At 59.8% G+C, this 19912-nt stretch carries 7 protein-coding genes; all 7 read left to right on the forward strand.

Annotated elements, in window-relative coordinates:
- The first annotated feature begins 7 nt into the window (after window positions 1-7).
- The 7 genes from GTU76_RS05280 (at window position 8) to GTU76_RS05310 (ending at window position 19911) form a co-directional block, all read left to right on the forward strand.
- Complete coding sequence (locus tag GTU76_RS05280; protein ID WP_016984912.1) at window positions 8-667, forward strand: hypothetical protein; 660 nt, start codon at window positions 8-10, stop codon at window positions 665-667.
- Between the two features lie 156 nt (window positions 668-823).
- Window positions 824-2122, forward strand: coding sequence for a precorrin-3B synthase (gene cobG / locus GTU76_RS05285; RefSeq protein ID WP_016984913.1), 1299 nt, complete (start codon window positions 824-826; stop codon window positions 2120-2122).
- Window positions 2115-2741: a precorrin-8X methylmutase gene (locus tag GTU76_RS05290; protein ID WP_016984914.1), complete on the forward strand. Its 627-nt coding sequence runs from the start codon at window positions 2115-2117 to the stop codon at window positions 2739-2741. The genes cobG and GTU76_RS05290 overlap by 8 nt, the downstream gene beginning before the upstream one ends.
- Window positions 2738-3472 carry a precorrin-2 C(20)-methyltransferase gene (locus GTU76_RS05295; protein ID WP_016984915.1) on the forward strand — a complete coding sequence of 245 codons (735 nt, stop codon included), beginning with the start codon at window positions 2738-2740 and terminating at the stop codon, window positions 3470-3472. The genes GTU76_RS05290 and GTU76_RS05295 overlap by 4 nt, the downstream gene beginning before the upstream one ends.
- Window positions 3472-5172 carry a precorrin-3B C(17)-methyltransferase gene (cobJ, locus tag GTU76_RS05300; RefSeq protein ID WP_180698197.1) on the forward strand — a complete coding sequence of 567 codons (1701 nt, stop codon included), beginning with the start codon at window positions 3472-3474 and terminating at the stop codon, window positions 5170-5172. Before GTU76_RS05295 ends, cobJ begins: the two co-directional genes overlap by 1 nt.
- A 305-nt stretch (window positions 5173-5477) precedes the next feature.
- Window positions 5478-12575: a TcdA/TcdB pore-forming domain-containing protein gene (locus tag GTU76_RS05305; RefSeq protein ID WP_180698198.1), complete on the forward strand. Its 7098-nt coding sequence runs from the start codon at window positions 5478-5480 to the stop codon at window positions 12573-12575.
- Between the two features lie 274 nt (window positions 12576-12849).
- The gene (locus GTU76_RS05310) at window positions 12850-19911 is read left to right on the forward strand and encodes a TcdA/TcdB pore-forming domain-containing protein (protein WP_180698199.1); all 7062 of its coding nucleotides are present in this window, start codon (window positions 12850-12852) and stop codon (window positions 19909-19911) included.
- The last annotated feature ends 1 nt before the right edge of the window (window position 19912 follow it).

The raw sequence follows: 19912 nt of genomic DNA on the forward strand, positions 1-19912 counted from the left end.
AAAAAACATGGACGAAGCTTTCGGATTTAAGTTGTTTGTATGCGCGGGTGCAATCGTTCTCGTGGCTGATGAGGTGTCGGGGTCCGACAAGTGCGATAGCCTGGACGCCTTGCTTTATTCACAAACGGCAGCCGCCAGGAAAGTTGCGGATTATTCGCTAGGGGAATCCTGGTGTCATGCCAACAAAATGGCGATGAGAATCACTGGCGCACTGCTGTTGGATAATCCCGGGGTCAGTCTTCCGCCAGCAACTCCCGGACATTTCAGTTTGTTGGGGCTGGCACAACAGGTTATCCATAAAAGAATGCCTTCATCCGCTATATGGGGTGACTCAAGTTTCTCGTCACTACTGGAGCGGGCGACGGCGGCGCTGGCAAGAGACACGCTGCAAAAGCATGTTCTGCATGAACAAAGGTGGATACGCTTTATGTTAGCTGTCATTTCCCCGGAACTGAACATCACGACCGTGATGATAGCTTTCGAGTTTGACGAGCCCATTGTCGATCATGTGCTTGAACACCGCTTCAGTACTGAAAAAGTCCTGGGGAACGTTTCTATCGATATTTACAGGGCGCTGGCAGACCCGGACGACTACGAGTTGTCCCGCCAGACGATTATTTCGTTACTGGGTGAGCGGCGTCAGGAGCAAATCATTGCTTTACCTTGACCGGTGTCGGGCGCTTTATGTGCTCGCTCGCTTGGCCAGACTGCCGTTCCGACGGGCAGACTTTTCATGCCAGTGGACAAAGCAGGCATAATACCGCGCCTTCGCCCGCGAAGCGCCTTTACCACGCAGCCGGTCAGCCCCTTGAACGAACGCCCGATGTCCACCGCCTTACGCCCCTCGGCCTGTCCGGGGTTGCTGCGTATCGTCCAGGCACTGGACGGCGGTATCTGCCGGATCAAGCTCAATGGCGGGTCGATCAGTGCCGATCAGGCTGACGCGGTGGCCGCGGCCGCCGAACAGTTTGCTGGCGGGGCCATTGAAGCGACCAACCGGGCCAATCTGCAGATTCGCGGGATTGGTGAGCAATCCGCAGCGCTGATCGAGCGTTTGCTGGCTGCCGGGCTCGGCCCGCGCACCGCCGCCGGTGATGACGTGCGCAACCTGATGCTCAGCCCGGCCGCCGGCATCGACCGACAGATGCGCGTCGACACCCGCGCACTGGCCGAGCTGATCCTCGACACCTTGCAAAGCCATTCACGCTTTCATGAATTGAGCGCCAAGTTTGCCGTGCAACTCGATGGCGGCGAAGCGCTGGCGATGCTCGAACATCCGCATGACCTGTGGTTGTCGGCGTTTGAGCGCGACGGGGAACGATTCTGGGCATTCGGCCTGGCCGGGTGCCCGACGGATCGCGCAGTCGGCGCCGTGGCGGCAGAAAACGGCCATGCGCTGGTGGTCGCTGTGCTGGAATTGTTCCTGCAATTGGCCCGCCCCGAGCAAACGCGGATGCGCCATTTGCTCGATGAACTGCCGATGCTGGCCTTTCTCGACGCCCTGCGCACGCGCGTGCCGATCAAGTCGGTCAGCCAGTGGCAGCGCACTGCCGTTGCGCGGGATCTGCACATCGGCGCTCATCCGCAACATACCTCGGGGCGGGTGTACGTCGGCGCCGTGCCGCCGCTCGGTCGTCTTGATCCGGCGATGTTGCGCGCTGCTGCGCAACTGGCTCGCCAGTACGGCGACGGCAGCCTGCGCTTCACACCATGGCAAAGTCTGCTGCTGCCGAATGTCGAAGCGGCCGATGCACCTGTGGTGCTTGAGGCACTCGAGCAGTCGAACCTGCTGACCGATTCCGGCGAGCCGCTGGCACAGCTGATCGCCTGCACCGGTGCCAATGGCTGCGGCAAAGGCCTGGCCGACACCAAACAGGATGCGCGCCATCTGGCGACGCTGCTGCCCTCGGGTGTCAGCGTGCACCTGTCCGGCTGCCCGCGTTCGTGCGCTGCCGCTCACCGCGCGCCAGTCACTTTGCTCGCGGTCAGCCGCGGTCATTATGACCTCTATTTCCGCGATGCCACGCTGCCGGGTTTCGGCACGCTGCACGCACGCAACCTTACTATTGAAGCGGTCGCGACCCTGCTCGCCGCCCGCTCTCGGAGCCCCTTTGATGCTTGATTACATCCGCGACGGTCAGGAGATCTATCGCAACTCCTTCGCGATCATTCGCAGCGAGGCCAATCTGGCGCGCATCCCGGCCGATCTGGAAAAACTCGCGGTGCGAGTTATCCACGCCTGCGGCATGGTCGAGGCCATCGACGGTCTGCAATTTTCCGAAGGTGCCGGCAAGGCCGGGCGCGATGCGCTGGCCGCCGGTGCGCCGATCCTCTGTGACGCGCGGATGGTTTCCGAAGGCGTGACCCGCGCACGCCTGCCGGCCAGCAATGAAGTGATCTGCACGTTGCGTGACGAGAGTGTGCCGGAGCTGGCTCGTGAACTGGGCAACACCCGTTCCGCTGCTGCGCTGGAACTGTGGCGTCCGCACCTTGAGGGCAGTGTGGTGGTGATCGGCAATGCGCCGACCGCACTGTTTTATCTGCTGGAAATGCTCGACGCCGGCGCACCGAAACCGGCGCTGATTCTCGGCTTCCCGGTGGGTTTCGTCGGCGCCGCTGAGTCGAAAGCCGCACTGGCCGCCGACAGCCGTGGTGTGCCGTTCGTGATCATGCAAGGCCGCCTCGGTGGCAGTGCCATGGCCGCTGCGGCTGTCAATGCCCTCGCCACGGAGATCGAATGATGCAGGCCAAAGGACGTTTGCTGGGCCTGGGCGTCGGCCCCGGTGATCCGGAACTGATTACCGTCAAGGCCTTGCGCCTGCTGCGCGATTCGCCGGTGGTGGCGTACTTCGTTGCCAAAGGCAAGAAAGGTAATGCGTTCGGCATCATCGAAGCGCATCTGCAAGACGCACAGAATCTGCTGCCGCTGGTGTACCCGGTGACCACCGAAGTGCTGCCGGCGCCATTGTCTTACGAACAAGTGATCAGCGATTTCTACGATGAGGCTGCCGAAACCGTCGCGGCACATCTGGATGCCGGGCGCGACGTCGCGGTGATCTGCGAAGGCGATCCGTTCTTCTACGGCTCCTACATGTACCTGCACGATCGCCTCGCCAGCCGGTACGAAGCGCAAGTGGTGCCGGGCGTTTGCTCAATGCTCGGTGGCGCTTCGGTGCTGGGCGCGCCGTTGGTGTATCGCAATCAGAGCCTGTCGGTGCTTTCCGGCGTGTTGCCCCATGAAGAGCTGAAGCGACGTCTGGCCGATGCCGACGCGGCGGTGATCATGAAGCTGGGGCGCAACTTCCCCAAGGTGCGTCAGGTGCTGGAAGAACTCGGTCTGGCCGAACGCGCGCTGTACGTCGAGCGCGCAACCATGGCCAATCAGAAGATTGTGCCGATGGATCAGGTCGAGCCGATGTCGTCGCCGTACTTCTCGCTGATCATTGTGCCGGGCGAACGGTGGCAAGGCTGATGACTCAATCCACACCAGCCATCGTCATTCTCGGTCAGGGCAGCCTGGCCACCGCGCGGCGCATTCAGCAGGTCTATCCGGCGGCGCAGATCCACGGCCTCGCCGGGCGCGTCGAAGGCGCCGACCTGACGTATCAGGAATTCGGCGCGACCGTGCGCGAGTTGTATCAGCAGGACACACCGATCATTGCCCTGTGCGCGGCCGGCATTGTCATCCGCACACTCGCGCCGCTGCTGCTGGAGAAAGGCGCCGAACCACCGGTGCTGGCCGTTGCCGAAGACGGCAGCGCGGTGGTGCCGCTGCTTGGTGGTCTCGGCGGAGTAAATGTCATGGCGCGGGACATCGCTGCCGGGCTGCAAGTCGCAGCGGCGATCACCACCAGCGGCGAGTTGCGTTTTGGCACGTGCCTGCTCAACCCACCGAGTGGTTACGCGCTGGGCGATCTGGAACTGGGCAAGCGATTTGTCTCCGATCTTTTGGCCGGGCACAGCGTACGCATCGAAGGCGCGGCGCCCTGGCTGGATCAGGCGCAATTGCCGGAAGATCCGCAGGCGCAGCGCTCGATTCATGTCGGCAGCGCCGAGCGTGTGGCGTGTGCCAATGAGTTGTTGATTTATCCGCGCAGTGTCGCGGTGGCAGTCAGCGCCGAAGTGGCGGATTTGCCGAACATCGTCCGCGCGGCGTTGCAGCAAGCGCATCTTGCAGTGCAGGCGCTGGCCTGTCTGTTGGCGGCAGAGACCGAAATGGCCTCGACGAATCTGCATGAAGCGGCAATGGAATTGGGTGTGCCGTTGCGCTTTGTCTCGGCATTGAGCGATATCGAGGCGATGGCATTGGCGGCTGTGCCACAGGCGAAGGTCGTCATTGCCAACGACATGGCAATCGCTATTGCCGAACAGCCTTTGGACGTCGCGCAAATCGGCCGAGCACGTGGGCGTGTGGCGGTGATCGGTCTCGGTCCCGGCGCTGCCGAACTGATGGTGCCGGCGGTAAAAGCCGAACTGGCCCGCGCCACCGACGTGCTCGGCTACGAAACCTACGTGCGCATGGCCGGGCCTTTCCGTGATGATCAAATCCAGCACTGCACCGACAACCGCGAAGAAATGCAGCGTGCTCGTCACGCCTTCAGGCTGGCGGCCGAGGGGCGCTCGGTGATTGTTGTATCGTCCGGCGACCCGGGCGTATTTGCCATGGCGGCGGCGGTGCTGGAGGCGTTGCACGAGTCCGATGATCCGGCGTGGCACAGCGTTGACCTGGAAATCCTGCCGGGTGTCTCGGCCTCGCTGGCCACCGCCGCGCAGGCCGGTGCGCCGCTGGGTCATGACTTCTGCGTAATGTCGCTATCGGACAACCTCAAGCCGTGGTCGATCATCGAGAAACGTCTGGACCTGGCTGCGGAAGCGGATCTGGCGCTGGCGTTCTACAACCCGATCTCTCGCGCCCGTCCGTGGCAACTGGGCCGGGCACTGGAAATCGTCGCACAGCACCGCACGCCGCAAACCCCGGTGGTTCTGGGCCGTGACATCGGTCGCCCGGGACAGACCTTACGCACCACGACGTTGGGCGCGTTGACCGCGGACCAGGTGGACATGCGCACGATGGTACTGATCGGCTCTTCGACCACGTGCACGTTTCCACGGGCAACCGGTGGGGATTGGGTTTACACGCCGCGTTGGTATGGTGAAAAGCCGATTGTCTGAGTTTGCCGTTATTGATCGCCGGGAGAAGTTGTAAATAACTTCTCGCATCGTGACATCGTGTCAACACTTGCCAAGTTGAATGTCGACAGTAAGACAAGGCCACGCCCTTTCCGGGGGCGTGGCCTTTTCGTTGTTTATGACAAAATAAATAACAGGCTTAGTTGTTGCTGAATCATACCGTTGTCGCATTTGAATGTGGGTCGATGTTTCATTCGACATTATTTGAGCTTCTTCAAGTTTGAGCGCGCCGTGTTTACTCAATAGTTTTGCCCGACTTAGAACTGTTGAATCAAGGAAGAATACGGATGAGTGCTACGGGAAACAATGCAGGCGAACTTTCATTCACTTCGGCTGCAGAGTATTCGACACTTCAAGGGGCATTGAGCGAGTTTGCCGACTCAGGCGAATACGCGGCGCTGGCCGAGTCTCATGAACTTGCCAGCAAGACCTTCACAGCGGTCGAAAAACTGCTGCCGGCGAAACTGTTTCAGGAACGACTCGAGGCCTTGATGGATCGCAAGTCGACGCCAGTGCCTATGGACATCCATCGGATTCGAACCCGGTTGAATCGCTATGTGGCGAGATTGTCAGCCACGGTGGACATGCTGAACGGCGTCGCCCGGCCCGTGCCGAACATCATGCACTTCGTCTGGGTCGGTGGCAGTGAGGTGGGCAACAATCAGCGCGATTACATGAACATCTGGCGCAAGGTGCTGGAGCCGCAGGGGTATCGGTTCAATCTCTGGTACGACAGTGATGCACTGCTCGCCTTTGAGATGAATCGGGTGATTCTCGACAGTGCAAGAGCGGATGCGATGGCATCGGAAGGCGATAAGGTCACCAGGCCCCTCCAGTTGTCGCAGATGATTGAAGACCGCGCGCGGGTATTGAAACATCAGATGTTCGACTACCTGAACCAGCCGCAATGGACAGGTCGGGCGGACGAGGCGCGTATCGATCTGATGGTTCGCGCTTACGGCAAGGATCGCGCGACGCTTGAGGCTTTCCGTCAGCAGTGCCTGGAGACACATCAGGCCATGGCCGGCACGGACTTGCAGTTGCGTGACGTTCGCCACGAATTTGCCGGGCATTTTCTACAGGATGTCTATCAGCGTGAAGTGGCCATGCGCGGCAATTTTGCCGCGGCGAGTGATGTCGTGCGGTTGCAGGCCGAGTACCTGGAGGGGGGACGTTACAGCGACATGGATTACTTGCCGCCACTGGCCGAGACGTTGGGCGGCGTGGATATCAGTGGTTTTGATGGCAATGAGCGACTCGGGGTACTGAAACTTTTACTGGATCACAATCAAGCGTTGATGCCCGGGCGGGATCCGCACCGCTATACACAGATATCCGGCGAAATTGCCGCTCGGCATAAAGAGGCATTAACCACTTTTGCGCGTGGCAAGCCCGGTATTTCCGAGATTTTCGTCGCACCGCTGGAGCACGCTGTACCGCAGGATGCCCTTCGCTTGGGAACTGCCCATGGCAGTGCGAATACCGGGGAAATGAACGCGCATTTCATCGCCCATTCGGGCAGTGCCATGACGCTGTCTTACATGCAGATGATTCGAAGCAATTATGACTGCCTGCTAGAAGTGGAGAGCCGCTTGCTCGCTGCCGGCATTGATATTGCGGATGAGGGACGGGCGTTGCCCATCATTCAAAATGTGGTCAATGAAACGGCGGCTGCGGGCAAGTTTCCCGTTTCAAAAACACACTATTCGTCAGCGAAGCTGATCGATGCCATTCGCACGTATTATCAGGACGGTATTCGGGTCGATGCACGCGGCACCATTGCCCTTACCGGGCCGGGTGCGGCGGCGGCAGGACTTGGCAAATATATCGAACAGCGTCTGCATTCCGATCATATTGATGAGGTTCGCAATCGACTGAAATTGGTCGAGGGCTATAACGTTTCCACGGAAGAGGAGCGGATCTCCGGCTGGACCGTGAATGGCGATGAAAACAAATGGCTTGAGCAAGAGCAGGACAAATGGCGCAACGGCAAACTCAAGTCACGTTACATCGGTCAGTTGGCGGATCTACTGAGGCCGCAGACCCTGACCTTTAAACAAGGCTGGCCGGTAATCGAAGGTAAACCGGTGCTGTTGACCTCGGTGTTGCAACAGCTGATGGATGACTTGGGCGAGCCGTTCATTCGCGCAATGAAAGACAAGTTGAGCGGCGATGTTACTTTCAACGAAGCTTTTGCCATCGGTTTCGATGCCCGCCAGCAAATTCTCGCCCAGCCTGCCCTTGAACTGCCGCCGTCTTACGGTGCGGAATCCACCAGTAACCTGAACGAACTGTTGGTCCGGGTTGCCCGCGGCTCGCTCGCCGTCGAACAACTCAGCCCGTTGCTGCGCGTGATGCTGGGCGGAATGTTCGGCGCGGCGAGCCTGGATATCGATGGCTTTGCCGGTGCGTGGAAGGACCTTTCCAGCCTCGCGGCGCAAACCGCCGAAGATGGGCTGTTTGTCCGCTTCAACGCTATCGAAAGTGCCTTGCGTCAGCACGCGACGCCGGCCTTCAAGGCGGGCCTGGCAAGCGCTGAACCTTCCACCACGTACACCGCCCGCGAACTCAAGGTGCGCGCCTTGGGCGAGCCATTGACGTTGCGTCAGTGGGGTGAACGTATCGCCCGGATCAACAGCACGGCACGCCGTGAATATCACGCGCAGATTCTGCGCAGCGGTGAGGCGGTTCGTACCGAATTGTTCAAGGCTGGCGCCATGTCCGCCAGGAAAGTGCCGCAGGACCTGCTCATGACCACGCCGGGCGATCCTGGTCGTCGATGCTATCCGCTGGCACTGATGATGGCGGCAGCGCTGACCGGTGGTGAGGCGGCTGAGCGTGCCCTGATCGGCCGGGTGGCGAACGTCAGCCATGCCCCGGAGGACGCCGACTCGCGGGCTTTGTTATTGGCGCTGGACGAATTGCAGGCTGTGCCGCTGACAGCCGTGGGCAAGCCACACGGCCATCATGGCCTGGACGCCATCGCACAAATGCTGGAGGCGAAAACCGCTTCGACGGTCATGCTGCTCGACACCGGCAATCACGCGCTGCTGGTGGCGAAAACAGTGGAGGGCAGCCAGACGGTTTACCGGTTTTACGAGCCGAATTTCGCGATTTACGGGTTTGCCCGGGTAGAGCAACTTAAAGAGGGCGTGCAGCGCTACCTGAGCAGAGATAACGCTGCAATGGCCCGGTTATACGGTCTCGCGGAGGGCGACCGTGCGCGGTTCAATGTTGTTGAGCTCGATACCACGGCGATCATGGGCCGGACACTTTTGTCGAGTACGCCGCTGGGCAGCTTTTTGCAAAACGCTCCGATTGTCGATCCAGGCAGCGCTTCGGTCTGGCAAAAACAAGCCGTTGGACGCCAGCGATCGCTGGGTGAAAACGCCCGGATGGGCGCCAGCCTGGCGCAACTGGATGCGCGTTATTGGGTGCAGGCATTCGAGCAGGCCACCGGTCAATTACGTGCCGAAAACAAACTGGGGGGTGAGTTTCTGCCGCTGCTGGAAACGCTGCAGAAGCACCCCGACGCAGGTTACAGCGTGACGCTGGTAGACGCGCGCAATCCGCAAAACGCTCGAGTCGTTACCACCACCGACGCGCGCTTCAGCAAAGTCCAACAGCACATCCAGCGCCTGGTGCAGTCCCTGGCCGGCAAAAATACTGCAGCGGGTGAGGCCGACGGCGGTAGTCGGTTGAGTTTCGCTTTTGCGATTCAGACGCTGATTACCGAGATGCGCCATCGCGAATACCAGGCCGGTGAAGAACAGGTGCCGGCGTTGTCGATCGCCCTGCAGGTGCAGGTCTATGTCAGTTATGCCCAGTTAGGTTATGGCGTATTGAACGATGCGGCACAGATCGTCAGTCTGGTTCGTCAAGTGGCAGCCAGTGAGCAGGCATTGGCGCTGCGCCAGTCATCGCTGTCCGGTCGGCTGCTGGGCCGGGCTTCCGTAGCTGCCGGGATTGTCTTCTCCGCCGTCAATATAGGGTTTGACCTCTATGGTCTGGCAGTGGCGACCAATCAGGAACAGCGCTCACGGTTGGCCACGCAACTGGTATTCAATGTCGCGGCCCTGGCGCTGGATATCACCGCATTGGCGGTTGGCGGAGCGGTGGGCGGTGCCGCTGCGATTCTGTCGGTGCCGCTGCTCGGCGTCGGCATTGGTGTGACGGCGATCGCCAGTAACCTGGGACAGATCAGCGACAAGGCCAAAGGCGTGGGTGCGTACTTGCGCAAGATCCAAGACGTCTACGGCCCTGGCGTTTACACGCGCAAGGACGGGGCGCTGAGTTTTGAACCCGAAGCCGTCATCACCGAGCTGGACTTGCAAGGCAACCGAATCCGTTTCGACAGTCAGAAGTTTTACCCCATGGATCGCGGCGGACTTGAGCTGCCGCAGTTCAACAATCACCCGTCGCGACTGCACCAGGCGATCGATATCCGCGAGACGCTCGGACTGCCGCAAGTGGTCAGTCTCATCCGGCCGGCGCCCGGTGACGTACAGACGGTGGTGCTCCCGTGTACACCGCAGTGTTACTTCGGTTATGAGTACCAGGTCGGAACGTCCGGCTATGCCTATGAGCCACAGCCTGGCGAGTTGGCGCGTGAGCCGCGGCAAGCAAGCGAAAAGGCCTCAGCGAGCTTCCTCAGCACGTTTCTGCCATTTGGCGTCCTGGCTGATGAGCTCCACCAGCCACTCATGCAAACCTGGTATCCAAGCCTGCGCAACAGTACCGTCAACAAGCTGGAGTACGACGAGCATGGCAACCAGCGTTTCTATTTCTTCGCCAACACACCGTTCCCGCACATCCTCTACAAGCTCTACCCGTTCAACAAGCCCACACGGATTGTTGTGACGCTGGACGAACAGGTACGCCAGTTGCTGGTGCCGACATTGCCGGCAGAATGGAAAAAATGCATTTCCTACGAGATCTTCAGCCGTACACCAGGTGCTCGCCAGCTCTGGTTGACTCCCGGTCTGGTTGCCGTTTTCCTGCGCAATTACGCGGCGACCCAGTGGGTACTTCATGCGCCATGGGTCAGCGAAAACAAGGTGCGATTTGAAGAGTCGTTTCTCAGTGTCGATGGAATACGGATCGAGGGTCAGGTGGACTTCATCCAGCTGACCCATGGCGAGATGTTCAGTCTCGACTGGAAAAACCAGCGTCTGCTGCTGGTGTCTGTCACCCAGGAGCAAGAGGATTCGCAGGCTGCGCTGCTGGCACGCGTTCGGACACGCGTGGTGGAGCGACGCGTTGCAGCGGCTTTTGTGCCGTTACACAAATTCCGGGTGCCTATGGACGCTGCGCTGCGGCCCGTCCTGGTCACCGCCTACTACGACGTTGCGCGTGCCCGGCTGTTGTATGCGCGCAACCTGCCAGAGGATGTCAATGACGGCGTTGTATTGGCTGCAGCCAACGCCGGGCAGGCATGGTTTTATCACCCTGGGCACGCGACGGTCTGGCGGGTTGATGCGATCACCGGCACGGTCAAGCATCGCTACCGACTGATGAACCCTGCCCTTGGTGCAAGAATCATTGGCTGTGAACAGACTGCCAACGGCCTGCGTCTGCGGCAGAAAATGCTTGAAGTCAACGGAGGGGTAGAGATCGCATTCGAATACCTGCTGACTGAATATTCTGCAGTGCTTACCGGCATCCATACATCAGCCGCCTGGAGTGATTACACGCCTAGGCGTCCGGCCGATTACTGGCATTCACTAGTGGCTCGCTTCAAGACGCCGCGGACCTATGCCGATGGCACGTCTGGCATGGCGTCGAGCCTGAGCACATGGGGGCCCGCCGGGTTCGTGCAGATTCACAGCCATGAGAAGGAAACGCTGCGAGATCTGGGCTGGATTCGTCTGGCCGACCGGCTGTATTTCCAGTTGGCTCATAGCACCGGGCTCAAGCTGGACACAATCCTGCTGACCTGGGATGACGGCGTGGACGACCTGCCGCTGTTCTACAGCAAACAGGCCCGAATGCTGCGTCGTGGAGCCGGGCCGGTGGGTGGGCAAGTCGTCGCCGAGGATGTCATCGATGTCAGTTCATTCGCTGAGCGCTACATCGCAACCCGGGCAGACGGACGCCTGTTTGAGGTCGACAAGCAAGGCGCGCTGCAATTCGTTGGCATCGGCGCCCACTGGTTGCGCAGCCATGCCGACTGGCTCAGCGCATTACCGGCGCTGGCCGATGCTTATCGGGATGCGCCGTTTTCGATCATCGGGTTGAGTAATGTTTCCGGCCTGCACTCAGTGGCGGCGTGGTGTATCGGCGCGAAGGTGTTGCTCGTTGAGGTCGGTGAAGGTACGGAGCTGGCCTTGCTTGGACTGACGCCCGACAAGCAGGCCGCCTGGCTGCTGGACGTTTCGGCGGGGCAGCTTTACCGCCAGGCGCTGGTGCAGACCCAGACGTTGCGCGCAGCGTTTGCCAACGGCCCGCGGTTACTGGATCGCACGTTGTTGCCAGTGGCGGAAAAAGTCTGGGGGCAATGGTCATTCGCCGAGGTGCTGACGCAGGGGCAAGGGTTGCTCGGGCGTACCCGCCAAGGCGTTAACCTGGAACTGCTCGATCAACAGCCGGCACGCATCGTCGGCGTCGAAAGACAATGGTCATTCATCCCCGGGCAGACTGCCGAGCAGTTGCAGGCCCGCTTGAAGGCGTTATTGAGCGGACAAGCCCATGCACCGGTTGTGCACGTCGAAGATTCCCTGGGTCGCTATACGTACTTTGTGCCGGAACTGGATCGTCTCTTTGATATTTCGGGCCGGGCCGATGGTCAGTGGCCGGTGTTTCTTGGCGCGCGCGACACATCGGTGGCCATACTGTTCGACCCGATTGACAGCCTGATCTACAGTCGCGGGGCGGCGCAGGGCGTCTGGGCACAAGACAGTTACGCCCGACGCGAAGGCGAGCTCCTGGCGCTCGAGGTGAGTGGTGAGGTCACCGATATCATGGCAATGCTGCCTGACGGGGTCGAAAAACTGATTCTCACTTATGGTGCCAAGGCATTGAGCTATCGGGTGTCGGAACAAGCGTGGCAACGGCTGGACTGCATCGTAGTCGATCGCCAGCGTCCGCAAGGTGCAGCCGATACGCCTATCTGTACTTTGGTACTGGACGTGGACGCTGCCGGGCGCCTGTTGGTGTCTTTGGTTGACGGGCAGTTGGTACTCTCGGACCCGGATACGGCCCACAGTCTGATCGTGCGTGATGCCGCGCCGGAAGATGACGAGTCAGGCAGGCCACTGCAGATAAACATCAGGCTCGGCGCGGTGGACTACCGGCGAGGTGTCGACCAGTGGCTTGATGCGCTGGCATACGTACAGTCCGATAAAGAGAGTGCAACACTGGAAAAGTTGGTAAAACAGCTGATCTGAAATATACAGCCAAACTAAAAGGTAAAAGGGTCGTGACCGAGAGTTCACGACCCTTATGCGTTTAATTGTTTTTATTTGTTTTGGAGTATTCAGGTTTTAAAGGTGTTTGTGCTCGGCGGAAATATACGGAAAGCGAATGTTCTGATAATGAATCAGGTGTTTTAAGTTGCACATGATTTCTGAAAATAATTGAGTTTGTTCTAGTTTGAGATTTGCCGGTTTGATGATTAGCGTGGTGCTCGTTACTATTCTTTCAGAAGGTTGTGAGGGCATCATGCGAGATATTGAAGTTGCAGTTGGCGAGGCTTTTGTGAACTTTGCAGCGCTCTTTGCGCGTAGTGATTTTGAACAGGCGTTATTACTGCATAAAAACAACAAACATTACGACGCGCTGCTGCGCTATTACGCCGCCTGTGCCGGCGCCAAGGATTCACAGCAGTTGCTTGAGCCCTTGAGGCTGTTACGTCAGACGCTGGAGCCTTTGCTGGGATCGAGTCGGGTGAGGCGTGAGCTGGAACCGCCTTTGCCAACCGAGCAAGCGTCCGCCGCGGATCTGGCGCGGATTTATGAGCGGGTCGAAGCCTTCGAGTCGCGGGTGCATGTGGGGGTCGAACTGCTCAAAACCGCGCCGACACGCGTTGCAAAAACGCTGCACTTCGTCTGGCTCGGGGGCGGGCTTGGCGAGATTCAGCGTGATTACCTCAATGTCTGGAAACAGGTGCTCGCCGGGCAGGGGTACACGCTCAATCTCTGGTACGACAGCGATGCGCTGCTGGCATATCAGACCAACAAGCTGATGGTAGAGGCGGCCAAGGCTGACGCCCTGGCCCATGTCGGCGATAAAACCGTCGATGAAAATGCGCTGGCTGACCTTTACGAAGAGCGTGCCATTGTGCTGAAGCGGCAGATGCAGGCACACCTCAATGAGGCTGTGGCCAAAGGGCAATCCGCCGATGACGCGCGGGTTGACCTGCTGGTTCGCGCCTATGGCCAGGACGCGGCGTCATTGCTGGCGCTGCGCGAGCAGAACCGTCGCACCCTGCAAACCATGGCCGGAGGCGATCTGCAGTTGCGCGACCTTGACGCTGCGTCTGTTCCCTTGCAGCTTCAGAGCCTCTATGAGCAGGAAATGCGTTTGCGCGGCAATCTGGCGGCAGCTTCGGATATCGTGCGGGTCGAAGTGCTGTATCGCGAGAGTGGCAGCTATGCCGATGTCGATAACTTGCCGCCTTTGGTGGCGAAGTTGGCGGGGGTCGATCTTGAGGTACTGGGTGTCGACGCCCGCCTGGGTATTTTGCAACTGCTGCTCAACCACAATCCCGATTGGATGCCGGGCCGTCAGCCCTCCAACAGCTATGCCAAGAGCATTCCGGCAGAGCACCGTGCGGCATTTGAAGCGTTCGCTCAGAGCCGTCCGGCACTAAGCCAGGTTTTCCAGGCACCGACCGATTTGCTGGCTCGTCCCTTCATGTTGCGAGCAGTCGCCGAAGGCAGTTCGATGACCAATGCATTCCTGATGGCCCATGCCGGATCGGCGACGTTGCAAGCGGTGATCGAGCGTATCCGCTTCAACTATCAGTTGGTCGACGACACGCTACGCCAGGCGGCGCAGCGTGGTGTCGCACTGACTGACTTTGAAAGTGTGTTGCCGCTGGCACAGACGATTCTGGAACAGACTTACGGCCCGTTCCGCGAACTGCCGAACCAGGAAGAACTCCTCGCAGGCTTTCTTGCCAGTGCGGCTGCGAGCTACTTCAGTGACGGGATCCGGCGCCAGAGCGAAGGCACCATCTATTTGACCGGCCCGGGAGCGATACGCGACGCCATGGCCGATTACGCCAGAGTGCATCTCACTCCGGAGCAGGCCAGGGAAATTCGCACCGAGGCCGCCATTGCACGCTACGCCTCGGTCAACCGTGCCACCGAAGAAGAGTTGGATCACTCCTGGAAAGACAACGCGACCGATCCGGTGAAATGGGTCGAGGATGAGCAGGCGCGCTGGAAGCAAGGCCATTACAAAACCCGCTACAAGGGCGATGTCGTGCAATTGCTCAAAGGTTCGAGCATTGAGTTCGAGCAGGGTTGGCCTCTGATTGAAGGGCGTGCGGTGCTGCTGACCGATATCTTGCAGCGTCTGGTCGACGGGCTCGGCGATCGCTTTGTCGACGCCATGCGTCAGGGTTTCGACGGAACGATGACTTTCGGGGATCCGTTGCCACTGAGCTTTGCCGATCGTCAGCTCATCAAGAATCAGCCGATCACAGCGCGACCTGCGGTTTTTCCGCGAGACAGGCGATTCCTCGATCTGGGGCTGGATGAAGTGCTGAGCGCGATGGCCCATGGTGAGCTGACACTGGCCGAGACAACGCCACTGCAGCGTTTGGCGTTGGGCGTGTTGCTGGGAATCGACTCGCTGCACAGCCAACGCTTTGACGCGTACAGCGGTGATTTGGATAACCTGGCCAACAGTGTTCGTGAGCTGGGTGCTTCGAGTCGCTATGCCGTCATTGAACGACATCTGTATACCCGCAAAGATGCAGCGTTCCTGAGCGGTCTGGCCGGCGAGATCGCTGAAGCGGCAGCATCGGTCAGCGCACTGGATCTGAAAAAAGCGGCGCTGATAAAGGCGCACACCCTGCAACAGTGGGGGCGCTACGTTGCACAGATCCAACAAGTGGCCACGCTTGAACATCGCTTGCAGATTGCCCGGCAGATGGATCAGGTCTTCAGTCAGATCGAAGTCAGCGGCGTGAAACCCGTGCCGCAAGATCTATTGCTTGATGGCGTTGGCGAAACGATTGGTGGGCGCTGCTATCCCCTGGCCTTGATGATGGCCGCTGCCATTGCGACGGGCAAAACGGCTTCCCATCACCTGCGCGAACGTTTTTACCTGGCCGTTCTTGAGCCACAGCAGAATGATTCGATTGTTTTTGTGCAAGCGCTGGAGGAACTGCGAGGGACCCGGCTGAGTGAGGTGGGCACGACGCTCTCGCGGGCTGATCTGGGGCAGGTCACCATGGCACTGGAGAACCATACAGGCATCCGAACACTGATGCTCAACTCGGACAATCACTCGATGCTGGTGGCGAAAACCGTAGAGGGTGAAAAGGTCCTCTATCATTTTTACGACCCCAACTTCGGCGTGTTCGAATTCGAGAGTGCCGCGATGCTCAAGCGGGCGCTAGAGCACTTTTTCCTGAAGATGGGCATGGCCAAATATTATGCGGCCTACGGTGCCGAAATCCGGCCGACGTTCGACCTGATCGAGTTGCAGGGCGAGCGAGTGGCGGCCTTGTCATTGTCCACCGGGTTCGAGGTGGCGAAGATGCTCAAGGGCGAGCCGTTGCCTGGGCAGCCAGCCGGCAAGTTGCGCCAGCGTCTGAACAGCGCCCATGGTCGATCACTGGTGGAAAATTCTCATCTGGGGGCCAGCCTGCTCGGGCTGGACAGTCATTGGTGGGGGCAGCAGATCGCTCATGCGACGACGGCGCTGCAAGACCTTCATACGTCGGCCACGCCGTTGGTGCCATTGTTCGACACCCTGGAAGTCACCCCCGAGGGCCAGTATCGATTGCATATGATCGACCCGGCGCAGCCTGAACGTGTGGTGCAGGTTGTCAGCGACGACCACCGACTGCTGCGGATCAAAAACTGGTTGTCCGAGCAGTTTACGACCCTGGCCCGCAAACCGGTCGCAACTGCGGCGGTACTGGATCCGACCGAGGCTGGCAGTGTGCATACCCTCAATGCCGGTTTCGCGATCCAGGCGCTGATGAACGCCTTGCGCGGACGTGAAGGCGAAGGCCGCACGCTGACCACCGCGGTACGTCTGCACGCTTACCTCAATTACGCGCAGTTGCTGCATGGCAATGTCGTGGATGTGGTCGGTCTGGTTCAGTTGGTCAAAACCGCGTTGGGGGAAGAAAAGATCATCGCCCGCACTTGTGCGTCGGTGGTCTCAGAGGCGTTGGGCCATGCGGCCAATGAAGGTGTCGGGGCCGTGCTGGGACTGGCCAACGTCGGGTTTGATATTTATCAGTTGGTAACCGCTGGCGACGATGTTGAAAAAGCGCAATTCGGCACGCAGCTGGCGTTTGACTCCGCCAGTCTGGCATTGACGGCCGGCGGGGTCGGAGCGGCAGTCGCTGGCGCGTCGACTGCCGCTGCGGTGCTGGGCGGCGCCGGGGTGATTCTGGGCGGGTTGGCTGTGGGGGTGGCGGCACTGGCGCAAGGGTTTGCCGCCATCGCACGCAACGCCCAGGAAGTCGGGACGTTTTTTGCGGATCTGCAAGAGGCCCACCGCGGTATCGGTTATCGCTTCGACGATGCCCTGAAGGCGTGGGTTGTGGCGCCGGCGCTGGTGGTCAAAAGAATCGATCTGGCAGCCACTGCGCTGTTACTCGACAGCCCCAGGCTTTACCCGTTACGCGACCACTTCGGTGTGCCGGATTTCGACGCCGACTACTCCCGGGCGATCAATGTGCGCCAACACTTGGGTTTGCCCGGGCAGCTTGCGTTCGCACCGGCCGAGGGACAAGCCATCGTCCTGCCGTGCACCCCCGAGACCTGCTATGGCTATGAATACAAGGCGCTGCCGTTTGCTTCTTCGCGGCACGACCGCGGTTTCGACATCGCCCGCCGTCTGGAAAAACGGCAAGCAAACGGCAACTGGCTGTTTCTGTTTTCGTTTTACTCATTTCCTTCGCACTACATCGTCAGCCGTCTGCTTCCTCAGTATCGCGAAACCGTTATCGAGGTTCTTCTGGACAGGACTCAACGCACGCTGGTGGTCCCGTCGCTGCCCCGCGCCTGGAAAAATCAGGTGTCATACAAGATTTTCGGCGTTGGCGCGCATTGCACTCTGGCGCTCAGTCCGGACGCTCACATAGAACTCGTGTCGTCGAGCCAGTACTTCTCCAGATGGGTACTGGAGGCCGGTTGGGCGCGCGAAGGTGATGTCCGGATCGAGCAACTGGGCGATCTGTATATCGGTAATGTTCACGTGAAAGTGACCGGTCATGGACGTCATTCGCTGCTGATTCGCACGGGCGATCATCAATTGTTCAGCGTTAACCGTGGCAAGCGTCAGTTGGATGTCCTCCAGCAAAGTGCTCCGGAGGGACTTGATGAGCAAGCGTTATTGACGCATTTCAGAGCGCTGGCGCGCGAGCATCGCCTGGTACTGCCCTATACGCCGGTGCGTGACTGGCTGATCCCGTTCGAGTCGCCGCAGGCACCGCGCTCCACCACCGCCTGGTATGACGCCCGGGAAGACCGTTTCGTCTACATCCGCAACGAAGACATCGCCGATACCGAGGACGCACAACTGGCACTGGTGGCCGATGGGTATGCGTATTTCTATCTGCCGGACAGCTATGACATCTGGCAGGTCGATGCCGTCAGCGGGCTGCTCAGGTATCGCTATCGGTTGATCGTGGCTGAGGGCGAAAGCCTGATTGGCCCTGTCGAGATGGATGCACATGGCGTGATTCATGTCGAGCAGACTGTCACCGGCGCCCATGGGCCGCGACGGTTCAATTACCTGATTCACCGGCAGCAACTGCTGCTGAGTTCCGTCACCCACGACATGGCGCGGGAGCTGCAGGCGACCGTATTCGCCAGCGAAATCCTGGGCGACTGGTCATCGGTGCTGGGCGAGTACACAGTGCTTCGTCCCGTCGCTGAGCGGGACGGTGAGACGACCGTCGACTGGCAACCGGCGACGTACGTTTCCGTCAGTTGGACATTCGACACGGACAAGCGCGATATCGTCTGGATTCGCAGTCTCGATCGCTTGTTGATTCATCCATTGCCTGTGGCGCGTCACGCCCGTGGCTGGCCGGACTCGATCAAGAATCTGGCGGACCTGGTGCTGTTGCCGATGGTGCAGCAAGAAAATGTCTACTTCATCTACAACCGTCTCGACCAGACCCTTTGTCGCCGGCAGCGGCTGGTGGCGCAAGCTGTCGAACAGTGGTCGGATCGCTGGGTGCAGCCGCCAGGGCTCAAGCAAATCGTGGCGGTCGAGAACGGCTATCTGATTCTGGACGACGAGGGACGACTCTTTAATCTGTCTGCCCAAGGCGAGTTCCCCCTGTACGGTGTCGGTGAGCAGTGGCTGAAGGATCATGCGCACTGGTGGCTGGCGCTGGAGCCGCTTGCCAAACGTTATCCGGTGGACAGTTTTGCGATCGTTGGTTTACGCAACCTGGCCGGTGACGGCAACCTCAGTGCCTGGTGTATGAACGGCCGCCTGCTCTTGTGCGATCCGGGGCGCGACGTTCCAGTGCGCTTGCTGGGCATGGCCTCCGATAATCGGGCGGCCTGGCTGTTCAATATGTCCACAGGTGAAATCTGGACACAGGGGTTCGTTGAACCACAGCAGCTCGTTCGGGCATTTGGAGAGGGGACACAAATGCTGCACAGCGACGTTCTGCCAGTTCCCGAGCGGGCGTGGCGTGACTGGCGGTTTAGCGACGTCGCCGTGGATGGCTCCGGGTTGCGCGGTACAACCGTTGACGGCATAACGCTGCAGCTGGGGCATCAGCAGACAGCCTTGGTCACCGCTGTCGACCGTCGTTGGGTGGCGGCACACGGCGAGCATCTGGTAGAGCACATGCAAGCCTTGTTAGCCAGGGTTGAACATGAGGCGTTTGTGTCAGTGGAGTCCGCGCCTGGCCATTTGCAGTGGTACGACGTGCACAGCGCTCGGCTGGTGAGCATTGCCGCCGACCGCCTGCCTGCGGACGTCGTCATGCTGGGCACCCGCAATCAGGTCAACGTATTACTGCACGAGCGTCGGCAGGGCACGGTGCAGGCGTATCCAGGCATGCACAGCTTCGGACCGTTCGACTATCTTCAGCGCAATGCACAGGTCATGACCCTTGAAGGCCACGACAAGATAAATGATCTGCTACCGCTGATTGCCGACGATGTCAGCACGCTGGTCTTGCGATTGGGGCAGGGCGGTGTGATCTGTCATTTGTCGAAGGCCGCCTGGTCGAGACTGGACGCGGTCGTCGTCGACTGTCGCCAGGCGCTGGGGCAAGCGCCGGCGATCCCGGGCAAGTTGATCTGGGACTTCGACACGCCGGATAACCTGTTGTTCGAGATCGTGCAGGAGCATTTGGTCATCGTTGACCCAGCCAATGAGCATGCACTGATATTCCGTGATGTGGGCTCATCCGATCCGTTATTGCGCGGGGAAGTCTTCCTCGCCTTCAAAGCCCGGCAATCCTTGCCGATCTCCGCGTGGGTGCGGCAGTTGCAGACCAGCAAAGGACGTGGCAGCGTGACATTCCGGGCACTGACCGCCGAGCCGGTTATTGCCGGCTAAG

It is taken from the genome of Pseudomonas crudilactis, assembly GCF_013433315.1.
In the GTDB taxonomy this organism is placed as follows: Bacteria; Pseudomonadota; Gammaproteobacteria; order Pseudomonadales; family Pseudomonadaceae; genus Aquipseudomonas; species Aquipseudomonas crudilactis.